The organism is Streptomyces sp. AHA2 (assembly GCF_036857595.1).
In the GTDB taxonomy this organism is placed as follows: domain Bacteria; phylum Actinomycetota; class Actinomycetes; order Streptomycetales; family Streptomycetaceae; genus Streptomyces.
Genome location: NZ_JAUQWJ010000032.1, coordinates 24,591 through 43,851 on the forward strand (window position 1 = coordinate 24,591; position 19,261 = coordinate 43,851).

Below are 19,261 nucleotides of genomic sequence, written 5' to 3' on the forward strand. Positions count from 1 at the left end.
GCCATCTTCACCCGCACCACTCCGGCACCTCTCCCGGAACTCGCGAACCTCGCCGCGCAGGGCACGCTGCCGGGTATCCTCCGCCAGCTCTCCGGGCTCGGCGGCTGCACCCACCCGATCCGCCTCGACGGCCACCGCACCGAGTACGGCGTCGACACCCGCACCGGCGAGATCGGCAACATCGTCCACCGCCTCGACTCCTCCACCCTCCCGGCCGGACAACTCCTCGTCCGCTGCAACAACCGCCGCACGACCCGCTGCGCTGCCTGCGCCGAGGTCTACCGCCGCGACACCTTCCACCTGATCACCTCCGGCCTGCGCGGCGGCAAGGGCATCCCCGAACACGTCGCCTCCCACCCCCGCGTCTTCGCCACCTTCACCGCCCCGAGCTTCGGCCCGGTCCACAACCGTCCCTCCAACGGGCGCCCCTGCCGCTGCGGCACCCACCACGACCAGGACGACGACGAACTCGGCTCCCCGATCGACCCGGACACCTACGACTACGAAGCCGCCGTGCTCTGGAACGCCCACGCCGGTCCGCTCTGGCGGCGCTTCTCGACCTACCTGCGCCGAGAGGTCGCCAAGCGCGCCGGCCTGTCCCAGCGGCGCTTTCGCGAGCACGCCCGCGTGAGCTTCGCCAAGGTCGCCGAGTACCAGAAGCGCGGCGCGGTTCACTTCCACGCCGTCATCCGCATCGACGGCCCCAGCGGCGGCGACGCACCGCCCCCGGCCTGGGCCACGGCCGAGCTGCTGACCGACGCCATCCGCACTGCCACAGCCAAGGTTCGTGTGGACGGTCCGGTCATCGAGGGCCGCGCCCACACCTTCGTCTTCGGGCGACAGCTCGATGTCCGCACCATCCGCTCGGCCGACTTCAACGACGGCCAGGAGTTGACCGAACGAGCGGTCGCCGCCTACATCGCCAAGTACGCCACCAAGGGCGCCGAGACCGCGACGGGAGCTCTCGACCGGCCGCTCAAGTTCGCCGCCGAACTGGCTCAGTTCGACATCAGCGACCACGCCCGCCGCATGATCCGCACTGCATGGTTCCTCGGCGCACGCAAAGACCTCGAACACCTCCGCCTGCGCGCCTGGGCCCACATGCTCGGCTTCCGCGGCCACTTCTCCACCAAGTCCCGCCGCTACTCCACCACCCTCGGCGCCCTCCGCGACGCCCGCGCCGAATGGCGCCGCGAACAAGCCGCCACGGCCGCAGCAGCCAACGGCCCCGAGCCCGAGACGACGACGTACGTCCTCGCGCACTGGGTCTTCGCCGGAACCGGCCTCTCGGACGCCGAAGCCTGGCTTGCCGCATCCCTCGAACCCGCCCCCGGAACGGAAGGAGAACCCACCCATGCATGACGACGAACTGCTGACGGTGCCTGACGTGATGGAGCGGCTCAAGCTCGGCCGCTCCACCGTCTACGACCTCATCCGCTCCCGTCGTCTGCCCTCGATCACCATCGGCCGGTGCCGTCGTATCCCCGCGCGGGCCGTCCGCGAGTACATCACCCACGAACTGGAGGCGGCTGCCTAATGCCCCAGCAACGCAAGCGCAACCCGAACGGCGCGGGCACCATCACCAAGCGCAAGGACGGCCGTTTTCAGTGCGCGGTCTACGTCCTCCAGCCGGATGGCACTCGGGCCCGCAAGTTCGCCTACGGCAAGACCTGGGCCGAGTGCGACGCCAAGCGCCGTGAGCTGCTCGCCAAGGTCGACCAGGGCGTGCCCGTACCCACCAAGTCCGCCAAGCTCTCCGAGTGGCTGCCGTACTGGCTGGACAACGTCATCAAGCCCCGGCGGAAGCTCAGCACCTTCGACAAGTACGAGGCGCACGTCCGGCTCTACCTGGTGCCCCTGCTCGGCGCCAAGCGGCTCGAATCCCTCGGCGTCGCCGACGTTCGCCGCTTCCTCGTCCGCATGGAGAAGGAAACCACTGCCGCAACCGCCAAGGAATCGCACCGAGTTCTGCGCTCGGCGCTGTCCTCGGCCTGCCGCGAGGAGCTGATCACACGGAACGTTGCCAAGCTCGTGGAGCCGCCCCGCACCGACAACCGCGAGCTGACGCCATGGACCCTCGACGAGACGCTCGACTTCCTCGCCGCCTCACGGAAGGACCCGCTCTACGCGGCCTTCGTCCTCGCCATCGCCATGGGCCTCCGACGGGGAGAGATCGTCGGTCTCCGGTGGTCGGACGTCGACCTCGACAATCGCGTCCTCTACGTGCGGCAGCAGACGCAGCGGCGCCGTGGGGTCCTGTATGACGACGATCCCAAGAGCCGCCGCCGTCGTGCCGTATCTCTGCCCGCCCTCTGCATCGCACCCCTGCGCTGGCACCGCATGCGGCAGGCGGCTGCCCGTGCCAAGGCGGGGGAGAGGTGGCAGGAGTCGGCCTACGTCTTCACCACCCGCACCGGCCGTCCGGTCGAGCCGCGCAACCTGTACCGCTCATTCACCCGTGTCGCCCAGTCCGCCGGCCTCCGCGTCATACGGCTGCACGATGCCCGGCACGGCACGGCCACCCTCCTCACGGCGGCCGGAGTCGCGCCCCGCGTCGTGATGGAGATCCTCGGCCACTCCCAGATCAGCATCACCATGGACGTCTACACCCACGTCGTCCAGGACACGCAGCGCGAAGCCATGAGCCACATGGATCGCCTGCTCAGGAGACGCCCCATCCGCGAGTGACCACCCGCGTTGATGTCAGAAGTGGATGTCAAAGGCCCCGGACCATGATCGGTCCGGGGCCTTTTGGCTGGTGCCCCCGGCAGGATTCGAACCTGCGACACCCGCTTTAGGAGAGCGGTGCTCTATCCCCTGAGCTACGAAGGCAGTGGTGTGGTCCGGAAGACCACAGGCGTCAGCGTACCGGATGCGGGTCGGGCCGGTGGGGGGTCGGGGTGGGGGAGGGGAAGGCGTTCGTGGTCGTTCCCTGCCCGGGTGGGCTTCCCGTGCCCGTGGGTCCGGTCCTCGTCACCCGTACCCGGTAACCACCGTCCGGGGTCTCCCCGGTGACCCGTACCTCCACCCCTCCTCGTGTGTCGCGGAACGTCTCGCCGGGGGTGTACGGGGCGTCGGACAGTTCCGCGTGGACGTTCGGGGACCGGGTGCAGCCGCCGCTGTCGCGGCGGGCGTCGTGGACCGTCACCGGGCCCATGCCCGTGTCGACCTCCGCGTCAACCTCGTAGATCAGGACGCCCGGGCGGCACACCGCCTCGTCGTTGCCGGCGCGTGTGCGCACCTCCACGGCGTAACCCGTTCTGCCGTCCACGGGCAGGAAGATCAGCTTGGGGCCGCCCGCCTCGGCGAGGGGTGTCAGTGTGTACTCCGTCGTGCCGGAGGAGGCCGCGCAGTGCACCTGGGCCGCGTCCAGCCAGCCCAGTTTCCACTTGTGCCAGCCCAGGAAGTCGTTGTTGGCGCCCCAGTCCTCGCTCATGATGTCCCAGTGGCCGACCGCGCCCCCGCCCTCGGCGGTGTACAGGTCGGGCAGGCCGAAGACGTGGCCGTTCTCGTGGGGGAGCACGCGGTAGCCGGTGCGTTCGTAGGAGCCCGATCCGTCGTCCTGGCGCGAGTAGACGAACGAGGCGTTGGCGACGGGGACGCCGTCGGCCTGAGGGGCCTCGGAGTTGCCGGCGAACGTCACGGACAGGACGGTGTCCAGGGCGGACGGGCCCGCGTTCGGGGTGACCAGGACGTTCAGCAGGTCGTAGCGGCTGAAGTCCACCTCCGGGTCGGCCGCGGCGACGAGGTCCTGGACGAGCGCGCGGTAGCCGGGCTCGAAGGGGGCCCCGCGCTCTATGCCGTAGTCGTCGAAGGACTCCGGCATCCGGAGCCAGTCGGGTATCGGGGTCTCGGGGCGGTAGTCGAGGCGGCCGTAGGAGCTGGTGCGGAACCACTCGGTCGTCTGCGGGAAGAACTCCCGGTAGCGGTCCAGGGCCCGTCCCTCGCCGGGAGCGTCCGAGAAGTCGATCATCAGCGTGAGGGCGCGCACGGTGCCGGTGGAACGGGCGTAGCCGGCCGGCGTGGGGATGCCCTCGGACATCTGGACCTCTCGGGCCGGGCGGATCAGGCAGGGGGAGTGCGCGGGCGTGCGAGACAGGGTGGTCGGGGCCGCTCCCGCCGTCATGGTGTCGGGGGCCAGGTGTCCCGATCCGGCCGAGGTGCTCACCGTGAAGGTCAACGCGGTCACGCAGGCCAGCGCGGCGAGACGGCGCCGGGGTATGCGGCGGCGGGGGAGTGCCGGTTCGCCGTTGCTCTCCCCATGGCGCCGCGTCTCGCTTTCGCTGCCGGCCTCGTCGTAGCGCCGCGTCTCGCTTTCGCCGTCGGCCTCGTCGTGGTGTCGGGTCGTGCGTTCGCCGCCGTCCCCCTCGGGGCGCCGGAGCGGGTGTCCGCCGGCCTCGCCGTCGCGCCGGGGTATGCCGCCGCCGACCTGTTCGCCCTCGTCCTCGCCGCCGCGTCGGCGTATGCGGTGGCCGAGCGGCCCCGCGTTGCCCGACCGGGGGCGCCGGGGCTGCGGCTGTGGCTGCGTGCCAGGAACCTGCAAGGGACCTCCCGCGCCACGGCAGCCTCCGGTCTCCGGCTGCGCCCTTGCGCTCACCCTGCGGCGCGGGGTGCGGGGCCGCCCGCTGGAAGAGACCGATCGTGGGTTTCCCGCGAGTAGCCCGGGTTGCCGGCTTGCGGACACGACCTTCGGGCACTCGCCCCTGTCGGCAGTCGCGGGCGGCCGGCGGGCTCGGCGACGCCCCCTCGCTCGCCTCGTCGCGGCTTCAATGCCGCCCCAGCCGATGTGACCCAGGTCACGTACAAAGTTTCCGTCGACGGGAAATACCGGGGACCCACTCCCCGTTTAGCCAGGTGTCCGAGTGAAACGGGGAGCCGCTCCCCGGATCATCCACCCACCCGCCACAGGAGTGCACCGTGCAGACCGCGAGCCCCGCACAGCGCAAGGCGCCCCGGCCCCGTGCCGACGCCCTGCGCAACCGGGAGCGGATCGTCACCGCCGCCCGGGAGATGTTCGTCGAGCACGGCCCCGAGGTGCCGCTCGACGAGATCGCCCGCCGGGCCGGCGTCGGCAACGCCACGGTGTACCGCCACTTCCCCGACCGCGACGCCCTCGTCCGCGAGGTCGTCTGCTCCGTCATGGACCGTACGATCGCGGCGGCCGAGTCCGCGCTCGCCGAGACCGGCGACGCGTTCGAGGCGCTGGAGCGCTTCGTGCACGCCGCCGCGGACGAGCGGATCAGCGCCCTCTGCCCGATGGTCTCCAGCACGTTCGACCAGCACCACCCGGACCTGGAGGCCGCGCGGGAGCGCGTCGAGCGGAAGATCGAGGAAGTCATGAACCGGGCCAGGGGGGCCGGTCAGCTCCGCTCCGACGTGGATGTCGGAGACGTCATGATCGGCGTGGCCCAGCTCAGCAGGCCCCCGGCCGGTACGGACTGCTTCCGCGCCGACCGTTTCGTCCACCGTCATCTCCAGCTGTTCCTGGACGGGCTGCGGGCTCCCGCCCGTTCCGTCCTGCCGGGCACGGCCACCACCCTGGAGGACCTGCGCCGCCCCTGACCGATTAGTTCCGACCGTTCCACGCGTCTGAGGACCAGGCGACAGTCCCTGCGGGCGCCGCGGTAGGCGCGCCGTCACCTTCCGTCACTCTTTTTCCGTCACGAAGTCCCGAAGTGGGTACCCCCATGTCTGAAACAGCCTCCAAGGCCCGCGTCATCCCGGCCGTACCGGACGAACCGGATCCCGGCCGCTGGAAGGCGCTCGTCTTCATCGCGCTCGCCCAGCTGATGGTCGTCCTGGACGCCACCATCGTGAACATCGCCCTGCCCTCCGCCCAGCAGGACCTCGGCATCTCCGACGGCAACCGGCAGTGGGTCGTCACGGCCTACGCCCTCGCCTTCGGCGGCCTGCTGCTGTTCGGCGGACGCATAGCCGACCTGTGGGGCCGCAAGAAGGCTTTCGTCGTCGGTCTGGGCGGGTTCGCCGCGGCCTCCGCGCTCGGCGGCGCCGCGACCAACGAGGCGATGATGTTCGGCGCCCGCGCCCTCCAGGGCGTCTTCGGCGCGCTGCTCGCGCCCGCCGCGCTCTCGCTGCTCGCCGTGATGTTCACCGACGCCAAGGAGCGCGCCAAGGCGTTCGGCATCTACGGCGCGATCGCCGGTGGCGGCGGCGCCGTGGGCCTGATCCTGGGCGGGTTCCTCACCGAGTACCTGGACTGGCGCTGGACGTTCTTCGTCAACATCCCGTTCGCCGTGGTCGCCGCGGCCGGTGCCTACTTCGTCGTCCGTGAGCCCAAGGGCGGCCGCAACCGCTCCCCGCTGGACATCCCCGGCGTGGTCCTGTCCACCCTCGGCCTGGTCGCGCTGGTCTACGGCTTCACCCGAGCCGAGTCGGACGGCTGGAGCGACGCGGTGACCGTGGGCATGTTCGTCGCCTCGGCCGTGCTGCTGCTGGCCTTCGTGCTCGTCGAGTCCAAGGTCAAGGCCCCGTTGCTGCCGCTGCGCGTGGTCACCGAGCGCAACCGCGGGGGCATCTACCTCTCCCTCGGTCTCGCGATCATCGCGATGTTCGGCCTGTTCCTCTTCCTGACCTACTACCTGCAGATCGTGAAGGGCTACTCGCCGGTCAAGACCGGGTTCGCGTTCCTGCCCATGATCGCGGGCATGATCACGGGCTCCACCCAGATCGGCACCCGCCTGATGACCCGGGTCGCCCCGCGCCTGCTGATGGGTCCCGGCTTCCTGGTCGCCGCGCTCGGCATGCTGCTGCTGACCCAGCTGGAGATCGGCTCCTCGTACGCGGCCCTGCTGCTGCCGGCGATGCTGCTGCTCGGCCTCGGCATGGGTACGGCGTTCATGCCGGCCATGTCCCTGGCCACCCAGGGCGTCGAGCCGCGTGACTCCGGTGTCGCCTCCGCGATGGTCAACACCTCGCAGCAGGTGGGCGGCGCGATCGGCACGGCGCTGCTGAACACCATCGCCGCCTCGGCGACCACCTCGTACATCGCGGACCACATCGCGGGGGCGACCAGCCGGTCCCAGCAGCAGCTGATCCAGCTGCAGGGCCAGGTGCAGGGCTACACCAGCGCCATCTGGTTCGCCGTCGGCATCCTCGTGGTGGCCGCCGCGATCGCCCTGACCCTGGTCAACGCGGGCCGTCCGGACATGACCGCGGCGACCGGCGCCGACGAGGGCGCGGCGGACGAGGTGCAGATCCCGGTCGTCGCCCACTGACGGCGACACCCACCCCTTCGGGCCATCCGCGGGTACGGGGAAGGGGACGCCCCGGCCCGCGGAATCCAGGACCTGCCCCGGCTCAGCGGAGCCAGGGCAGGTCCGCACCCGCTTCGGCGGGCTGGAGTCCCTCGGCGATGATCCGCATGATCTCGCCGAGGGACTTCTGCTGTTGCGGGGAGAGCCGGTCGAACACCGCCTGGCGCACGGCCTCGACATGGCCCGGGGCGGTCTGCCGCAGCACCTCGTAGCCCTCCTCGGTGAGGACGGCGAACTGGCCCCGCTTGTCGTCGGGGCAGTCCTCGCGGCGCACCCAGCCGCTCTTCTCCAGGCGCGCGACCGCGTGCGAGAGGCGCGAGCGGGTGATCTTCGCGAGCATCGCCAGCTCGGTCATCCGCAGCCGCCGCCGCGGCGCCTCGGCGAGCTTGACCAGGAGGCCGTAGTAGACGTGCGGCATGCCCGCGTCGCGCTGGAGCTGGCGGTCGAGATGGTCGTCGAGGAGGGTGACGCCCTCCATGAACGAACGCCACACACGCTGCTCTTCGTCGGTGAGCCAGCGTGGTTCCCGGGGCTTTGCGGTGGAGCCCGGCGACGGTGCGGATGCGGGTGCCTTCATGTGCTCCACTGTACGCGGACTCTCCTTGAACTTTAAACAAGTGGCTCTTACAGTTTTCACGTAACACGTCCCCGGAAGGAGCCGCAGCATGTCCGCCGCCACCCAGGAGCGCATGCCCGCTCTGTACCTCAGTCACGGCGCCCCGCCCCTGGCCGACGACCCGGTCTGGCCGGGCGAACTGGCCGCCTGGTCCGGCGGTCTGCCGCGCCCCCGGGCGATCCTGGTCGTCTCCGCCCACTGGGAGGAGGCCCCGCTCGCCCTCGGCGCGACCGACACCGTCCCGCTCGTGTACGACTTCTGGGGCTTCCCCCGGCACTACTACGAGGTGACCTACGCCGCCCCCGGCGCACCGCGGCTCGCCGAGTCCGTACGCAAGCTGCTGCGCGCCCCCGGCATGCCCGTCCAGGACGTCCCCGACCGCGGCCTCGACCACGGCGCCTACGTCCCGCTGGTCGAGATGTACCCGGAGGCCGACATCCCCGTGCTGCAGGTGTCCATGCCGACGCTGGACCCGGTACGGCTCATGGAGATCGGCCGCCGCCTGGCCCCCCTGCGCGACGAGGGCGTGCTGATCGTCGGCTCCGGCTTCTTCACGCACAACCTGGCGGCGCTCCGGCAGGGCGGCATCCCCGCCTGGTCGGCGGAGTTCGACGACTGGGGCCGGCGGGCCCTGGAGGGCCGGGACGTGGACGCGCTGCTGGACTTCACCCGCAGGTCACCGGCGGGACGGCTGGCCCACCCCCGCACCGAGCACTTCGCCCCGCTGTTCGTGACCATGGGCGCGGCCGACGCCACCGGCGACCTGGACGCGCACACGTCGGTGATCGACGGGTTCTGGATGGGTCTGGCGAAGCGGTCGGTGCAGTTCGGCTGACCGCCCGGGCCCGTACGCGAGGCCGCCGCCGCAGCGGCTTCTCGTGCCGGGTCCGCCGGCGAGGCCGCGCTACAGCGGCCTCTCGTACCAGGCCACGTCCCAGTAGCGGCCGAACTTGCGGCCCACCTCGCGGTAGGTGCCGACGTGCTGGAAGCCGAAGCGCTCGTGCAGCCGGACGGACGCCTCGTTCGGCAGGGCGACACCGGCGTAGGCCCGGTGCAGGTCCTCCCCGGACAGGGCGGCGAAGAGGGCCTCGTAGAGCAGGGTGCCGATGCCGCGCCGGCCGGCGTCCGGGGCGACGTACACCGTCGTCTCGACCGAGGTCGCGTACGCGGGCTTCGCCCGGAACGGGCTGGAGGTGGCGTAGCCCTGGATCCGCCCGGTACCCGGCTCCGTGGCAACCATCAGACGGTACGGCCCGTCTTCAGGGTGGGAGAGCAGCCAGGGGCGGCGCTCCCGGGGAGTGAAGATCGCCGTGTCGAATGTGATCGCAGTCTCACGCACGTAGTGGTTGTAGAGGGCCGTGAGGGCCTCGAGGTCGTCCTCGACTCCCGGCCTGACCTGCGTCTCCGCACGTTCCGTGAACAACGGCCCTCCTCGTGTGGCCGGGCAGGATACTGCATGATCAGAAAAATGGAGCGCCGGGTTGGGAATTCTGTCCTGATTCCAGTCGTTGTTTCCATCGGATGCAGGGCACCCGAGGAAGTCCGGAAAGGGTCCCGGAGACGGAGTCCAGCGTCCGAAGGACCACCCGCTGACTCAATTCGCAAGGGAGCACGCATGGCAACCCGTGCCGTCGCCCGTCGTCAGTCCGCCACCGGCGAGACGGCCGACGCGGCAAGCAGTGTTCGCGCCCATGGCGGCGAGATCGCCGATCGCGACCTGGTCGGCATGTACCTCGACGAGATCGCGCGCACACCGCTGCTCGACGCCGCCAAGGAAGTCGAGCTGTCCCAGGTCATCGAGGCGGGTGTGTTCGCACGGCAGATCCTCGACGGATACGAGGAGACCACGACGGAGGCCAGCCGCGAGGAGCTGGAGGCTCTGGTCGCGGACGCGGAGCGGGCCAAGGACGTCTTCATCCGCTCCAACCTGCGCCTGGTCGTCGCCGTCGCCCGCCGCTACCCCCGCAGCGGTCTGCCGCTGCTGGACCTGATCCAGGAGGGCAACGCCGGCCTGGTCCGCGCGGTCGAGAAGTTCGACTACCGCAAGGGCTTCAAGTTCTCCACCTACGCCACCTGGTGGATCCGGCAGGCGATCACCCGCTCGATAGCCGACCAGTCCCGCACGATCCGCCTGCCCGTCCACCTGGTGGAGGAGCTGGGCCGGATCCGCCGTGTGCAGCGCGAGTTCAACCGCGAGCACGGCCGGGACCCGGAGCCCGCGGAGATCGCCGCCGAGCTCGGCTCCACGCCCGAGCGCGTCACCGACGTGCTCGACTGGGCCCGCGACCCGGTCTCGCTGAACATGTCGGTGGACGACGAGGGCGAGACCCAGTTCGGCGACCTCCTGGAGGACACCTCGGCGGTGTCGCCCGAGCAGTCGGTGCTCACGCTGCTGCGCAGCGAGGAGCTCGACGACCTCATCGGCCGTCTGGACCAGCGCACGGCGTCCATCATCAAGATGCGCTACGGCATCGAGGACGGCCGGGAGCGCACGCTGACCGAGGTCGGCAAGGAGCACGGTCTGACGCGCGAGCGCATCCGCCAGATCGAGAAGCACGCGCTGCTGGAGCTGAAGAAGCTGGCCCGCAGCACCGGCTTCGACGCGGCGGCCTGACCCCGCCCGACGGTGAGCGTCCGGGCGCCCGGCTCGTCCCCACGGCCCGTGGGCGACGCACCGGAGGCGCCCGGAGGGCACCGCGTACGCCGGGTGGCGAAAGACCGCGCAAACATGGCCGTGGAACGCCGCTTCGATCCGTGGACGCAGGGAACAAGACTCCTGGGTCCACCAGTTCGGACCGGGGGCGCACCCCCTGGTCCCCGCACACCGCGTCCCGTCGCACTCCCCCCGGCGCCGGGACTTTCCCCAGCCGGGCTTCGGCGTCCCTCCCCCCGGACGCCGGGGCCCGGCTTCGCTGTGCGGACACCGCCCGCCCGAGCCCCCGGGGGCACGGCCCCGAGCCGCCGCGGAGGGCGGGGCACCCCGTACCTGAACCACGGGGTGGCCCGCCAGATGGCAGATTGTGTCACATGGGCATAGCCTGCCGGGCGTGAGCAGCACCACCCCCACCCCGTCTCCGCACTCGCTGACCGAGCGGCGGAAAGCCGAGACGCGCATGGAGATCGCCCGGGCGGCGGCCCGCCTCTTCGTACGGCACGGCCTGCGGGCCACCCGCGCCGAGGACATCGCCCAGGCCGCCGGCGTCGCGCCGCGCACCTTCTACCGGTACTTCGCCACCAAGGAGGAGGCCGTCGCCCCGCTGTACGCGGCCGGGTCCCGGCGCTGGGTGGAGGCGGTACGCGCCGTCCCCGCCGACGTCGGCCCGCTCCGGGCCCTGGAGGAGGGGGCGCGCCACACCCTCACCCCGGGTGCCGGTGTCTCCGTGTCCTCCTGGGAGTGGGTCCGCACGCTGCTGCGCCTGGCCGACGCGAACCCTTCCCTGCGCAGGGTGTGGGCGGAGGTCTGCCAGGCCTCGGAACGGCTGCTGGCCGAGGTCCTGGCGGAACGACTGACACGTGTCGCCCGGGCCGACGGGGCCGATGACTCCGGTGGGTACGGCGGCTCCGCCGCGCAGTCCGGTGCTGCGTCCCCCGACAACGTTGCCCCAGGCCCTGACCTGCGGTTCGCCGCGGCCGTCGCCAGTGCCGCCGTGCGGACCGCGATGGAGGCCTGGGCCGAGGGCGAGGGCCCGGTGGAGGGCCCGGACGGTCCGGTGGATCTCGCCCTGCGCAATCTCGCGGCGCTGCGCGACTTCCCCTGGGCGGGATGAGACGCGGCGCTGCGGCAATTCCCCTGGGCGGGATGAGACGCGGACGCCAGGGCCGCACGCACCTGGGGCTCGGGCGCCCGCCCCCGCTCAGGCTCCCTCCGGGATGCCACCGCCCCCCGCCGCTCTGCTCAACCGCGCCCCCAGCTCCCGCACGGCCGTGACCAGTTCGGCCGGGCGGTGCACCACGAAGTCGCACTCCAGCATCGCCAGCCGGAACGCCATCCACTGCACCGCGTCCCCGACGGACCCCCGCAGCCGGCAGCCGCCGTCGTCCAGCGGCTCGGGCGTGCCCAGCCAGTGGGGCACCCGGGCGGCGACGTACTCGGCGGGGGCGGCGAAGTCGGCCTCGAACTCGTAGGTCGCCTGCTGCCGTTGCATCGACCGCCGCAGGTACTCGGCCGCGTCCCCCGTCGGCAGCTCGCGCGGCACGAAGCGGGCGCCGGTCGCGAACGGCTCGCGCACCCGGTCCACGCGGAACGTGCGCCAGTCGTCCCGGTCGATGTCGTAGGCCACCAGGTACCAGCGGCGGCCGGTGGACACCAGCCGGTACGGCTCCGTCAGCCGGCGTGACTCGGTGCCGTCCGCCGCCCGGTAGGCGAACCGCAGCCGCTCGTGCCCGGCCGCCGTCGAGGCCATGACGGTCAGGGTCTCGGGCGCGATGCTCGGCCCGTCCCCGCTGGTCAGGGGCGTGGTCGCGGCCTGCAGGGTCGTCACCCGGTGACGCAGGCGGCCCGGGAGCACCTGTTCCAACTTCGCCAGTGCCCGTACCGAGGCCTCGTCCAGGCCCTCCACCGCGTGCCCGGCCCCGGCGCGCAGCCCCACCGCGATGGCGACGGCCTCTTCGTCGTCGAGGACCAGGGGCGGCATGGCCTTGCCGGCGACCAGCCGGTAGCCGCCGTCGGAACCCTTGGTCGCCTGCACGGGATAGCCCAGTTCACGCAGCCGGTCGATGTCCCGCCGGACCGTGCGCCGGGAGACCCGCAGTCGCTCGGCGAGTTCGCCGCCGGGCCATTCGCGGGGTGTCTGGAGGAGGGAGAGGAGCGTCAGCAGCCGGGCCGGGGTGTCCGTCGTCATGTCCCCGAGGATGCCGCACCACTAGGACACGAACTGACCTAGAGGCCCCCTAGCCTTCGATGCATGACCTCCACCGACACCACCCTCGGCAGTACCGCCGGCACGGCCGGCACACCCGGCGGGACCGACCGCCGCCGCTGGTTCGCCCTCGCCATCGTGATGACCGCGGCCTTCATGGACCTCGTCGACGTCACGATCGTCAACATCGCCATCCCGTCCATCCAGCGGGAGGAGGGCGCGTCCTTCAGCCAGATCCAGTGGATCACCGCGGGGTACGCCCTCGCCTTCGCCGCCGGGCTGATCACCGGCGGGCGGCTCGGTGACATCCACGGGCGCAAGCGGATCTTCCTGGCCGGCATCGGCGGCTTCACCCTCGCCTCCGCGCTCTGCGGCCTCGCGGTGAACCCGGAGATGCTGGTGGCCTCCCGCTTCCTGCAGGGCGGTATGGCGGCGCTGATGGTGCCGCAGGTGCTGTCGATCGTGCACGCGACCTTCCCGGCGCACGAGCGCGGCAAGGTGTTCGGCCTGTTCGGCGCGGTCGTCGGTCTCGGTGCCGTGTCCGGGCCGCTGCTCGGCGCGCTGCTCACCGAGTGGGACCTGTTCGGCTGGGGCTGGCGCTCCATCTTCCTGATCAACCTGCCGGTGGGCGTGGCGGGCCTGGTCCTGGGCAGCCGCTTCATCACCGAGTCCAGGGCGCCGCGTGCCCTGAAGCTGGACCTGGTGGGCGTCGCGCTGGTGACGCTGGGCCTGCTGATGCTGCTCTACCCGCTCATCCGGGGCCGCGAGCTGGGCTGGCCGCTGTGGGGGTACGTCTCGATGGCCGGCTCGGTCGTCGTCCTGGCGGCGCTGGTGGCGTACGAGAGGCGGAAGGCCGGGCGGGACGGCTCGCCGCTGGTGGAGCTGTCGCTGTTCAAGGTCAAGAGCTTCGCGGCCGGCATCGCCGTGCAGACCGTCTTCGGGGTCGCGCTCGGCGTGTTCTTCCTCGTGTGGACCCTCTACATGCAGTTCGGGCTGGGCTGGAGCCCGTTGAAGGCCGGGCTGACCGGTGTGCCGTTCTCGATCGCGGTGTCGGTCGCCGCGGGTGTCTCGGTGCAGAAGCTGGTGCCGGTGTTCGGACGCAAGGTGCTGCAGGCGGGCGCCCTGGTGATGGCCGTGGGCGTGCTCCTCTACATCTGGGTGTCCGGGCACCACGGTCTCGCCGTCACGCCCTGGCAGATGGTCCTGCCGCTGGTCGTGATGGGCGCCGGCATGGGGCTGATCGTCGCGCCGCTGACCGACGCGATCCTCTCGGAGGTGCCGCGCGAGCACGCCGGTTCGGCGTCGGGGCTGATCAGCACCGTGCAGCAGATGGGCAACGCGCTGGGGCTGGGACTGGTCTCGGTGGTCTTCTTCGGCACCATCTCCGACCACCTGCGTCCCGAGCAGGTGGGGCCTGCCTTCGCCGACGCCTTCCAGTACGCGCTGGGCTGGGTCGCCGGGGTGCTGGGCGCCATCTTCCTGCTGATGTTCGCGCTGCCGAAGCGGCCCGCCCAGCACGTCGAGGGCGCACCGGCTCCCGTGGCCGACGGGGAGACCGCGACGGGCCGTGAGGGCGGGCCTGACCGGGAGGGCGGCCCTGACCGGGAGGGCGAGAAGGCCGCGCTGGTCTGAGCGGGCCGCGCAAGCCGATCCTGAGCGGGCCGCGCAAGCCGATCCTGAGCGGGCCGCGCAAGCCGATCCTGAGCGGGCCGCGCTGGTCGGAGCAGTCGCGCGCTCGCTGCGAGCGGGGACGAACGGACCCGGCACCCTTCGGTGCCGGGTCCGTTCGCGTGGTCGCTCGTGCCCTGCCGGCCGTAGCGACGCCCGTTCGCGCCCACCGGTCCAGACGGATGTCCGCTCATGCCCGAATGCGTCCGGAACCCTCCGAGACCTGTTTACTTCGCGGACATCTCGGCGTAGCCTCCCGCTGAAACAACACGTTCGGGCATGAGGCGGAGGCGAACGGGCATGTACGCACCGGAGCGGCAGCAGGAGATCCTCCGGCTCGCGCGTGACGGCGGCCGGGTGGACGTCGTGTCGCTCGCCGAGGAGTTCCAGGTGACGGCGGAGACGATCCGCCGGGACCTCAAGGCCCTCGACCGTGCCGGACTGGTCCGCCGTGTGCACGGCGGGGCCATCCCGGTCGGGCGGCTGGACTTCGAACCGGACCTCGCCGAGCGGGAGACCACCGCCGCCGACGAGAAGGACCGCATCGCCAAGGCGGCCCTCGCGGAGCTGCCCGCCGAGGGCACGATGATCCTCGACGCCGGCACGACCGTGGCCCGCGTGGCGGCCGCCCTGCCGCTGGAGGCGTCCCTCACCGTCGTCACCCACAGCCTGCCCATCGCCGCCCGCCTCGCCGACCACCCCGGCATCCAGCTGCACCTCGTCGGCGGGCGCGTACGGCACCGCACCCGCGCCGCCGTCGACGCCTGGGCGCTGCGGGCGTACGGGGAGATCCGCGCCGACGTGCTGTTCGTGGCCGCCAACGGCTTCTCCTCCGAACACGGCCTGACCACCCCCGACCTCGCCGAGGCCGCCGTGAAGCGCGCGGCCGTGGCCGCCGCCCGCCGGGTGGTGCTGCTCGCCGACTCCTCCAAACACGGCCAGGAGCACTTCGCCCGCTTCGGCGACCTGGGCGACGTCGACCTGCTGATCACCGACAGCGGGCTGAGCCCCGAAGACGCCGTCGCGATCGAGCGCGGCGGCACGGAAGTAGTGCGCGCATGATCCTCACCGTCACCCCCAACCCGTCCCTGGACCGCACCTACGAGGTGCCGTCCCTCGACCGCGGCGAGGTCATCCGCGCCGCGGGCGAACGGATGGACCCCGGCGGCAAGGGCGTCAACGTCTCCCGCGCCGTCGCCGCGGCCGGGCGCCGCACGGTGGCGGTCCTGCCCCTGGGCGGCGCCCCGGGAGCACTCGTCGCCGAGCTGCTCGACCAGCAGGGCATCGAGGTCGCCCCGGTCCCGGTCGCCGGGGCCACCCGTTCCAACATCGCCCTCGCGGAGTCCGACGGCGTCCTGACGAAGATCAACGCGCCCGGCCCGGAACTGTCCGAAGCCGAGAGCGAGTTGCTCCTGGAGACCGTACGGCGGCAGTCCGGCGACGCCGCCTGGATCGCCTGCTGCGGCAGCCTCCCGCGCGGCCTCGCCCCCTCCTGGTACGCCGACCTGGTCGCCCGCACCCACGCCGCCGGGGCCCGGATCGCCCTGGACACCTCCGGACCCGCCCTCCTCGCGGCCCTGCGCGAGCGGCCCGACGTGGTCAAGCCCAACGCCGAGGAACTGTCCGAGGCGGTGGGCCGGCCCCTGGCCACCGTCGGGGACGCCGTGAAGGCCGCCGAGGAGCTGCGCGAGCGGGGCGCCCGGGCCGTCCTGGCCAGTCTCGGGGCCGACGGGCAGCTGCTCGTGTCGGAACAGGGCACGTGGTTCGGCAGCGCCCGGGTCGAGGCGGTCCGCAGCAACGTCGGCGCCGGCGACTCCTCCCTCGCCGGTTTCCTCATCGCGGGCGGCAGCGGACCCGAGGCCCTCGCCTCCGCCGTCGCGCACGGAGCCGCCGCCGTCCGGCTGCCCGGCAGCGTCATGCCGACGCCGGGCGACCTGGACCCGGCGGCGGTGACGGTCACGCCGGACGTCCCCGCCGACCGCGTGCTGACGGAGCCGGTGTCATGACCCACGGCCGGCAGCACGAACGGATCCGCGAGCGGCGGGCCTCCCCGTCACTCGCCGCATCCGCCCCCCTCACCCCCTCACCCCCCACCGCATCCCGTCCCCTCCCCGCCCACCCCACCGACCGGGCGATACGCGTGCTAAGGAGCCCGCGATGAGCGACATGATCACGGCGGAACTGGTCGACCTCGACCTGTCCGCCGACACCAAGGAGGCGGCGGCACGCGCCCTCGCCGAGCGCATGGTGGCCCTGGGCCGGGTGACCGACCTGGACGGCTTCCTCGCCGACGTGGCCGCCCGCGAAGCCCAGATGCCGACCGGCCTCGACGGCGGCATCGGCATCCCGCACTGCCGCAGCGCGCACGTCACCGAGCCGACCCTCGCCTTCGGACGCAGCGCCCGGGGCGTCGACTTCGGTGCCGCGGACGGCCCCGCCGACCTGATCTTCCTGATCGCCGCGCCCGCCGGCGCCGACGACGCCCATCTGACGATCCTGTCGTCGTTGGCCCGGCAGCTGATGAACAGCGAGTTCACCGACGCGCTGCGCGCCGTGGGCGACGCTGCCGCCGCGGCGGTGCTCATCCGCGGCGACGAGCCGGTGCCGTCCGCCGAGGCGGCCTCCACCGACCCCGTGGCGGCGGTGGGAGCGGCCTCTCCCACCGCCGCCACGGCCGGCTCCGGGGCGGGAGCAGGGGCCGACTCCGGAGCGGGAGCCGACTCCGCAGCGGGAGCCGACTCCGCAGCCGCAGCCGCAGCCGCAGCCGTAGCCGGAGTCGGAGCCGGAGCCGGAGCCGGTGAAGGCGCCGGTGAGGCCCCCACCACCGGCGTGGCACCCGACCGGGCCGGGACACCCGACCGGGCGGGGACACCCGACCAGTCCGGGGCGCCCGGCCGAGCCGGGGAGCACGGATTCCGGATCGTCGCCGTCACCTCCTGCCCCACCGGCATCGCCCACACCTACATGGCGGCCGAAGCGCTGGAGAACGCCGGCCGTGAGGCGGGCGTCGAACTCACCGTCGAGCCGCAGGGCTCGGCCGGATTCACCCGGCTCGACCCCGCGGTCATCGCCGCGGCGGACGCCGTGATCTTCGCCCACGACGTTCCCGTACGGGAGAAGGAACGCTTCGCCGGCAAGCCCACCGTGGACGTCGGCGTGAAGGCGGGCATCAACCGCCCCGCCGAACTGATCGCCGAGGTCCGCGAGAAGGCCGCCCGGGGCGAGGCCACCTCCGGCTCCGCCCCGGCCACCCCGGTCGAGCGCACGGGCGACTCCCACGAGGGCTACGGCACCAGGCTGCGCAAGTGGCTGATGTCCGGCGTCAGTTACATGGTGCCGTTCGTCGCGGCGGGCGGTCTGCTCATCGCCCTCGGTTTCGCGATCGGCGGCTACGAGATCAACAAGGCTCCGTCGGTGATGGACCACTTCACCTGGACGCAGGCCGACAGTTGGGCGGCGCTGCTGTTCCAGATCGGCGGCGTCGCCTTCGGCTTCCTCGTCCCGGTCCTGGCCGGCTACATCGCCTACGGCATGGCCGACCGGCCCGGCCTCGTGCCCGGGTTCGTCGGCGGCTCGATCGCCCTCACCATCAACGCCGGGTTCCTCGGCGGTCTCGCGGCCGGCCTGATCAGCGGCGGCGTCGTGATGGCGATCCAGAAGGTGCACATCCCGGCTGCGCTGCGCGGCATCATGCCGGTGGTGGTGATCCCGCTGATCTCCTCGGCGATCGTCGGGTTCCTGATGTTCGTCGTCATCGGCAAGCCCATCGCCGAGGCGCAGAAGGGGATGACCGACTGGCTGGGCGGCCTGTCCGGCGGCAACGCGATCCTGCTCGGCGCCCTGCTGGGCCTGATGATGTGCTTCGACCTCGGCGGCCCCGTCAACAAGGTCGCCTACACCTTCGCCACCGCCGGGATCGCCGTCGCCAGCCCCAGCGACTCCGCGATGAAGATCATGGCCGCGGTGATGGCGGCCGGCATGGTCCCGCCGCTGGCGATGGCCCTGGCGACGACCGTGCGCGGCAAGCTCTTCACCCGGACCGAGCGCGAGAACGGCAAGGCCGCCTGGGTGCTGGGTGCCTCCTTCATCTCCGAGGGCGCGATCCCGTTCGCCGCGGCCGACCCGCTGCGCGTCATCCCCGCCTCCATGGCGGGCGGTGCGGTCACCGGCGCCCTGTCGATGGCTTTCGGCGCCACGCTGCGCGCCCCGCACGGCGGCATCTTCGTGGTCCCGCTGATCGGCAACCCGCTGCTCTACCTGGTCGCCATCGCCGCGGGCGTGTGCGTCACCACCGCCCTGGTGATCGTCCTGAAGGGCCTGCGCAAGCCCGCTCCCGGCGGCACGACGGCCTCCGGCGGGGACGCCGCCGTCCCGGCCGCGGAGACGAAGGAGCCGGTCGCGGCATGAGAGCCGATGCGGGGAGCCTGACCGGGCTTGGCCCCATTCGGGTTGTCTGAACGGTTCATGCCACCTGCGAGATAGATCACGAAAGTCACGGCCCGGGACCGAAGTCCCGGGCCGTGGTGTTCACTGGGCGCATGCCCGAGCACGCCTCCCGATGGCCCGAAGGCCGGCCGCTTCCCGCCCTCCCGCAGCAGCGGCAGACGGGACACCGGTCGGAGTCCGTGGAACTGACCCGCGAGGAGCAGGACGCCTTCGCCGAACTGGCACGTCGCCTCGGCAACCGGCCCGCCTAGACCGCCCGACCGCCGACCGCTCGACGGGCCGATCGCCCGGGAGAGACGGTCACTTGAGGCAGCCGGACCGCCTAGGTGTATTGATCACGAGCGTTGCTGACACTGGCGGGTCTTGAACATGGCGAAGACCTCCGATGTGGTGGAGCT

17 protein-coding genes and 1 tRNA gene are annotated in these 19,261 nt (G+C 72.2%); 13 read left to right on the forward strand and 5 right to left on the reverse strand.

Annotated features, from left to right (window positions below; genetic code table 11):
• Positions 1 to 66: 66 nt before the first annotated feature.
• From Q5694_RS33490 to Q5694_RS33500, 3 genes are read left to right on the forward strand one after another with little or no spacing between them, the layout of a single operon-like run.
• A complete protein-coding gene (locus tag Q5694_RS33490; protein ID WP_333937301.1) occupies positions 67 to 1,362 on the forward strand; it encodes a replication initiator in 1,296 nt (431 codons plus the stop codon).
• The gene (locus Q5694_RS33495) at positions 1,355 to 1,537 is read left to right on the forward strand and encodes a helix-turn-helix domain-containing protein (protein WP_062927388.1); all 183 of its coding nucleotides are present in this window, start codon (positions 1,355 to 1,357) and stop codon (positions 1,535 to 1,537) included. Before Q5694_RS33490 ends, Q5694_RS33495 begins: the two co-directional genes overlap by 8 nt.
• Positions 1,537 to 2,688 (forward strand): tyrosine-type recombinase/integrase, encoded by a 1,152-nt coding sequence (locus tag Q5694_RS33500; protein WP_333937284.1) that lies wholly within the window; start codon positions 1,537 to 1,539, stop codon positions 2,686 to 2,688. The genes Q5694_RS33495 and Q5694_RS33500 overlap by 1 nt, the downstream gene beginning before the upstream one ends.
• Positions 2,689 to 2,756: 68 nt before the next feature.
• Here the strand turns inward: Q5694_RS33500 and Q5694_RS33505 are convergent.
• A tRNA-Arg gene (locus tag Q5694_RS33505) sits at positions 2,757 to 2,832 on the reverse strand.
• 28 nt (positions 2,833 to 2,860) lie between these two features.
• On the reverse strand, positions 2,861 to 4,222 hold the full coding sequence (locus Q5694_RS33510) for a M6 family metalloprotease domain-containing protein (protein WP_333937302.1): 1,362 nt from the start codon (positions 4,220 to 4,222) through the stop codon (positions 2,861 to 2,863).
• Between the two features lie 695 nt (positions 4,223 to 4,917).
• On the opposite strand from Q5694_RS33510, the gene Q5694_RS33515 reads away from it, so the two are divergent.
• Both Q5694_RS33515 and Q5694_RS33520 read left to right on the forward strand, forming a co-directional pair.
• The gene (locus tag Q5694_RS33515) at positions 4,918 to 5,562 is read left to right on the forward strand and encodes a TetR/AcrR family transcriptional regulator (protein ID WP_333937285.1); all 645 of its coding nucleotides are present in this window, start codon (positions 4,918 to 4,920) and stop codon (positions 5,560 to 5,562) included.
• A gap of 125 nt (positions 5,563 to 5,687) precedes the next feature.
• Positions 5,688 to 7,235 carry an MFS transporter gene (locus Q5694_RS33520; RefSeq protein ID WP_333937286.1) on the forward strand — a complete coding sequence of 516 codons (1,548 nt, stop codon included), beginning with the start codon at positions 5,688 to 5,690 and terminating at the stop codon, positions 7,233 to 7,235.
• A gap of 82 nt (positions 7,236 to 7,317) precedes the next feature.
• Here Q5694_RS33520 and Q5694_RS33525 read toward each other — a convergent pair whose 3' ends face one another.
• On the reverse strand, positions 7,318 to 7,851 hold the full coding sequence (locus tag Q5694_RS33525) for a MarR family winged helix-turn-helix transcriptional regulator (RefSeq protein ID WP_333937287.1): 534 nt from the start codon (positions 7,849 to 7,851) through the stop codon (positions 7,318 to 7,320).
• Between the two features lie 88 nt (positions 7,852 to 7,939).
• Between Q5694_RS33525 and Q5694_RS33530 the strand changes: the two genes are divergently transcribed.
• On the forward strand, positions 7,940 to 8,725 hold the full coding sequence (locus Q5694_RS33530; RefSeq protein WP_333937288.1) for a dioxygenase family protein: 786 nt from the start codon (positions 7,940 to 7,942) through the stop codon (positions 8,723 to 8,725).
• 69 nt (positions 8,726 to 8,794) lie between these two features.
• Here the strand turns inward: Q5694_RS33530 and Q5694_RS33535 are convergent, their stop codons facing one another.
• Positions 8,795 to 9,313 carry a GNAT family N-acetyltransferase gene (locus Q5694_RS33535; protein ID WP_333937289.1) on the reverse strand — a complete coding sequence of 173 codons (519 nt, stop codon included), beginning with the start codon at positions 9,311 to 9,313 and terminating at the stop codon, positions 8,795 to 8,797.
• Positions 9,314 to 9,505: 192 nt separating this feature from the next.
• Between Q5694_RS33535 and Q5694_RS33540 the strand changes: the two genes are divergently transcribed.
• Together Q5694_RS33540 and Q5694_RS33545 are read left to right on the forward strand one after the other, a co-directional pair.
• Positions 9,506 to 10,504 carry a sigma-70 family RNA polymerase sigma factor gene (locus tag Q5694_RS33540; RefSeq protein WP_333937290.1) on the forward strand — a complete coding sequence of 333 codons (999 nt, stop codon included), beginning with the start codon at positions 9,506 to 9,508 and terminating at the stop codon, positions 10,502 to 10,504.
• A gap of 433 nt (positions 10,505 to 10,937) precedes the next feature.
• The gene (locus tag Q5694_RS33545; protein ID WP_333937291.1) at positions 10,938 to 11,657 is read left to right on the forward strand and encodes a TetR/AcrR family transcriptional regulator; all 720 of its coding nucleotides are present in this window, start codon (positions 10,938 to 10,940) and stop codon (positions 11,655 to 11,657) included.
• An 87-nt stretch (positions 11,658 to 11,744) separates the two neighbouring features.
• Here the strand turns inward: Q5694_RS33545 and Q5694_RS33550 are convergent, their stop codons facing one another.
• Positions 11,745 to 12,731: a helix-turn-helix transcriptional regulator gene (locus tag Q5694_RS33550; RefSeq protein ID WP_333937292.1), complete on the reverse strand. Its 987-nt coding sequence runs from the start codon at positions 12,729 to 12,731 to the stop codon at positions 11,745 to 11,747.
• Between the two features lie 63 nt (positions 12,732 to 12,794).
• Between Q5694_RS33550 and Q5694_RS33555 the strand changes: the two genes are divergently transcribed.
• The 5 genes from Q5694_RS33555 (at position 12,795) to Q5694_RS33575 (ending at position 19,114) form a co-directional block, all read left to right on the forward strand.
• Positions 12,795 to 14,381, forward strand: coding sequence for an MFS transporter (locus tag Q5694_RS33555; RefSeq protein ID WP_333937293.1), 1,587 nt, complete (start codon positions 12,795 to 12,797; stop codon positions 14,379 to 14,381).
• A gap of 336 nt (positions 14,382 to 14,717) precedes the next feature.
• Positions 14,718 to 15,479: a DeoR/GlpR family DNA-binding transcription regulator gene (locus Q5694_RS33560; protein ID WP_333937294.1), complete on the forward strand. Its 762-nt coding sequence runs from the start codon at positions 14,718 to 14,720 to the stop codon at positions 15,477 to 15,479.
• Positions 15,476 to 16,423, forward strand: coding sequence for a 1-phosphofructokinase (gene pfkB / locus Q5694_RS33565; protein ID WP_333937295.1), 948 nt, complete (start codon positions 15,476 to 15,478; stop codon positions 16,421 to 16,423). Before Q5694_RS33560 ends, pfkB begins: the two co-directional genes overlap by 4 nt.
• A 151-nt stretch (positions 16,424 to 16,574) precedes the next feature.
• Positions 16,575 to 18,824 (forward strand): PTS fructose transporter subunit IIABC, encoded by a 2,250-nt coding sequence (locus Q5694_RS33570; RefSeq protein ID WP_333937296.1) that lies wholly within the window; start codon positions 16,575 to 16,577, stop codon positions 18,822 to 18,824.
• A 131-nt stretch (positions 18,825 to 18,955) separates the two neighbouring features.
• Positions 18,956 to 19,114 carry a hypothetical protein gene (locus Q5694_RS33575; protein WP_333937297.1) on the forward strand — a complete coding sequence of 53 codons (159 nt, stop codon included), beginning with the start codon at positions 18,956 to 18,958 and terminating at the stop codon, positions 19,112 to 19,114.
• Positions 19,115 to 19,261: the final 147 nt, after the last annotated feature.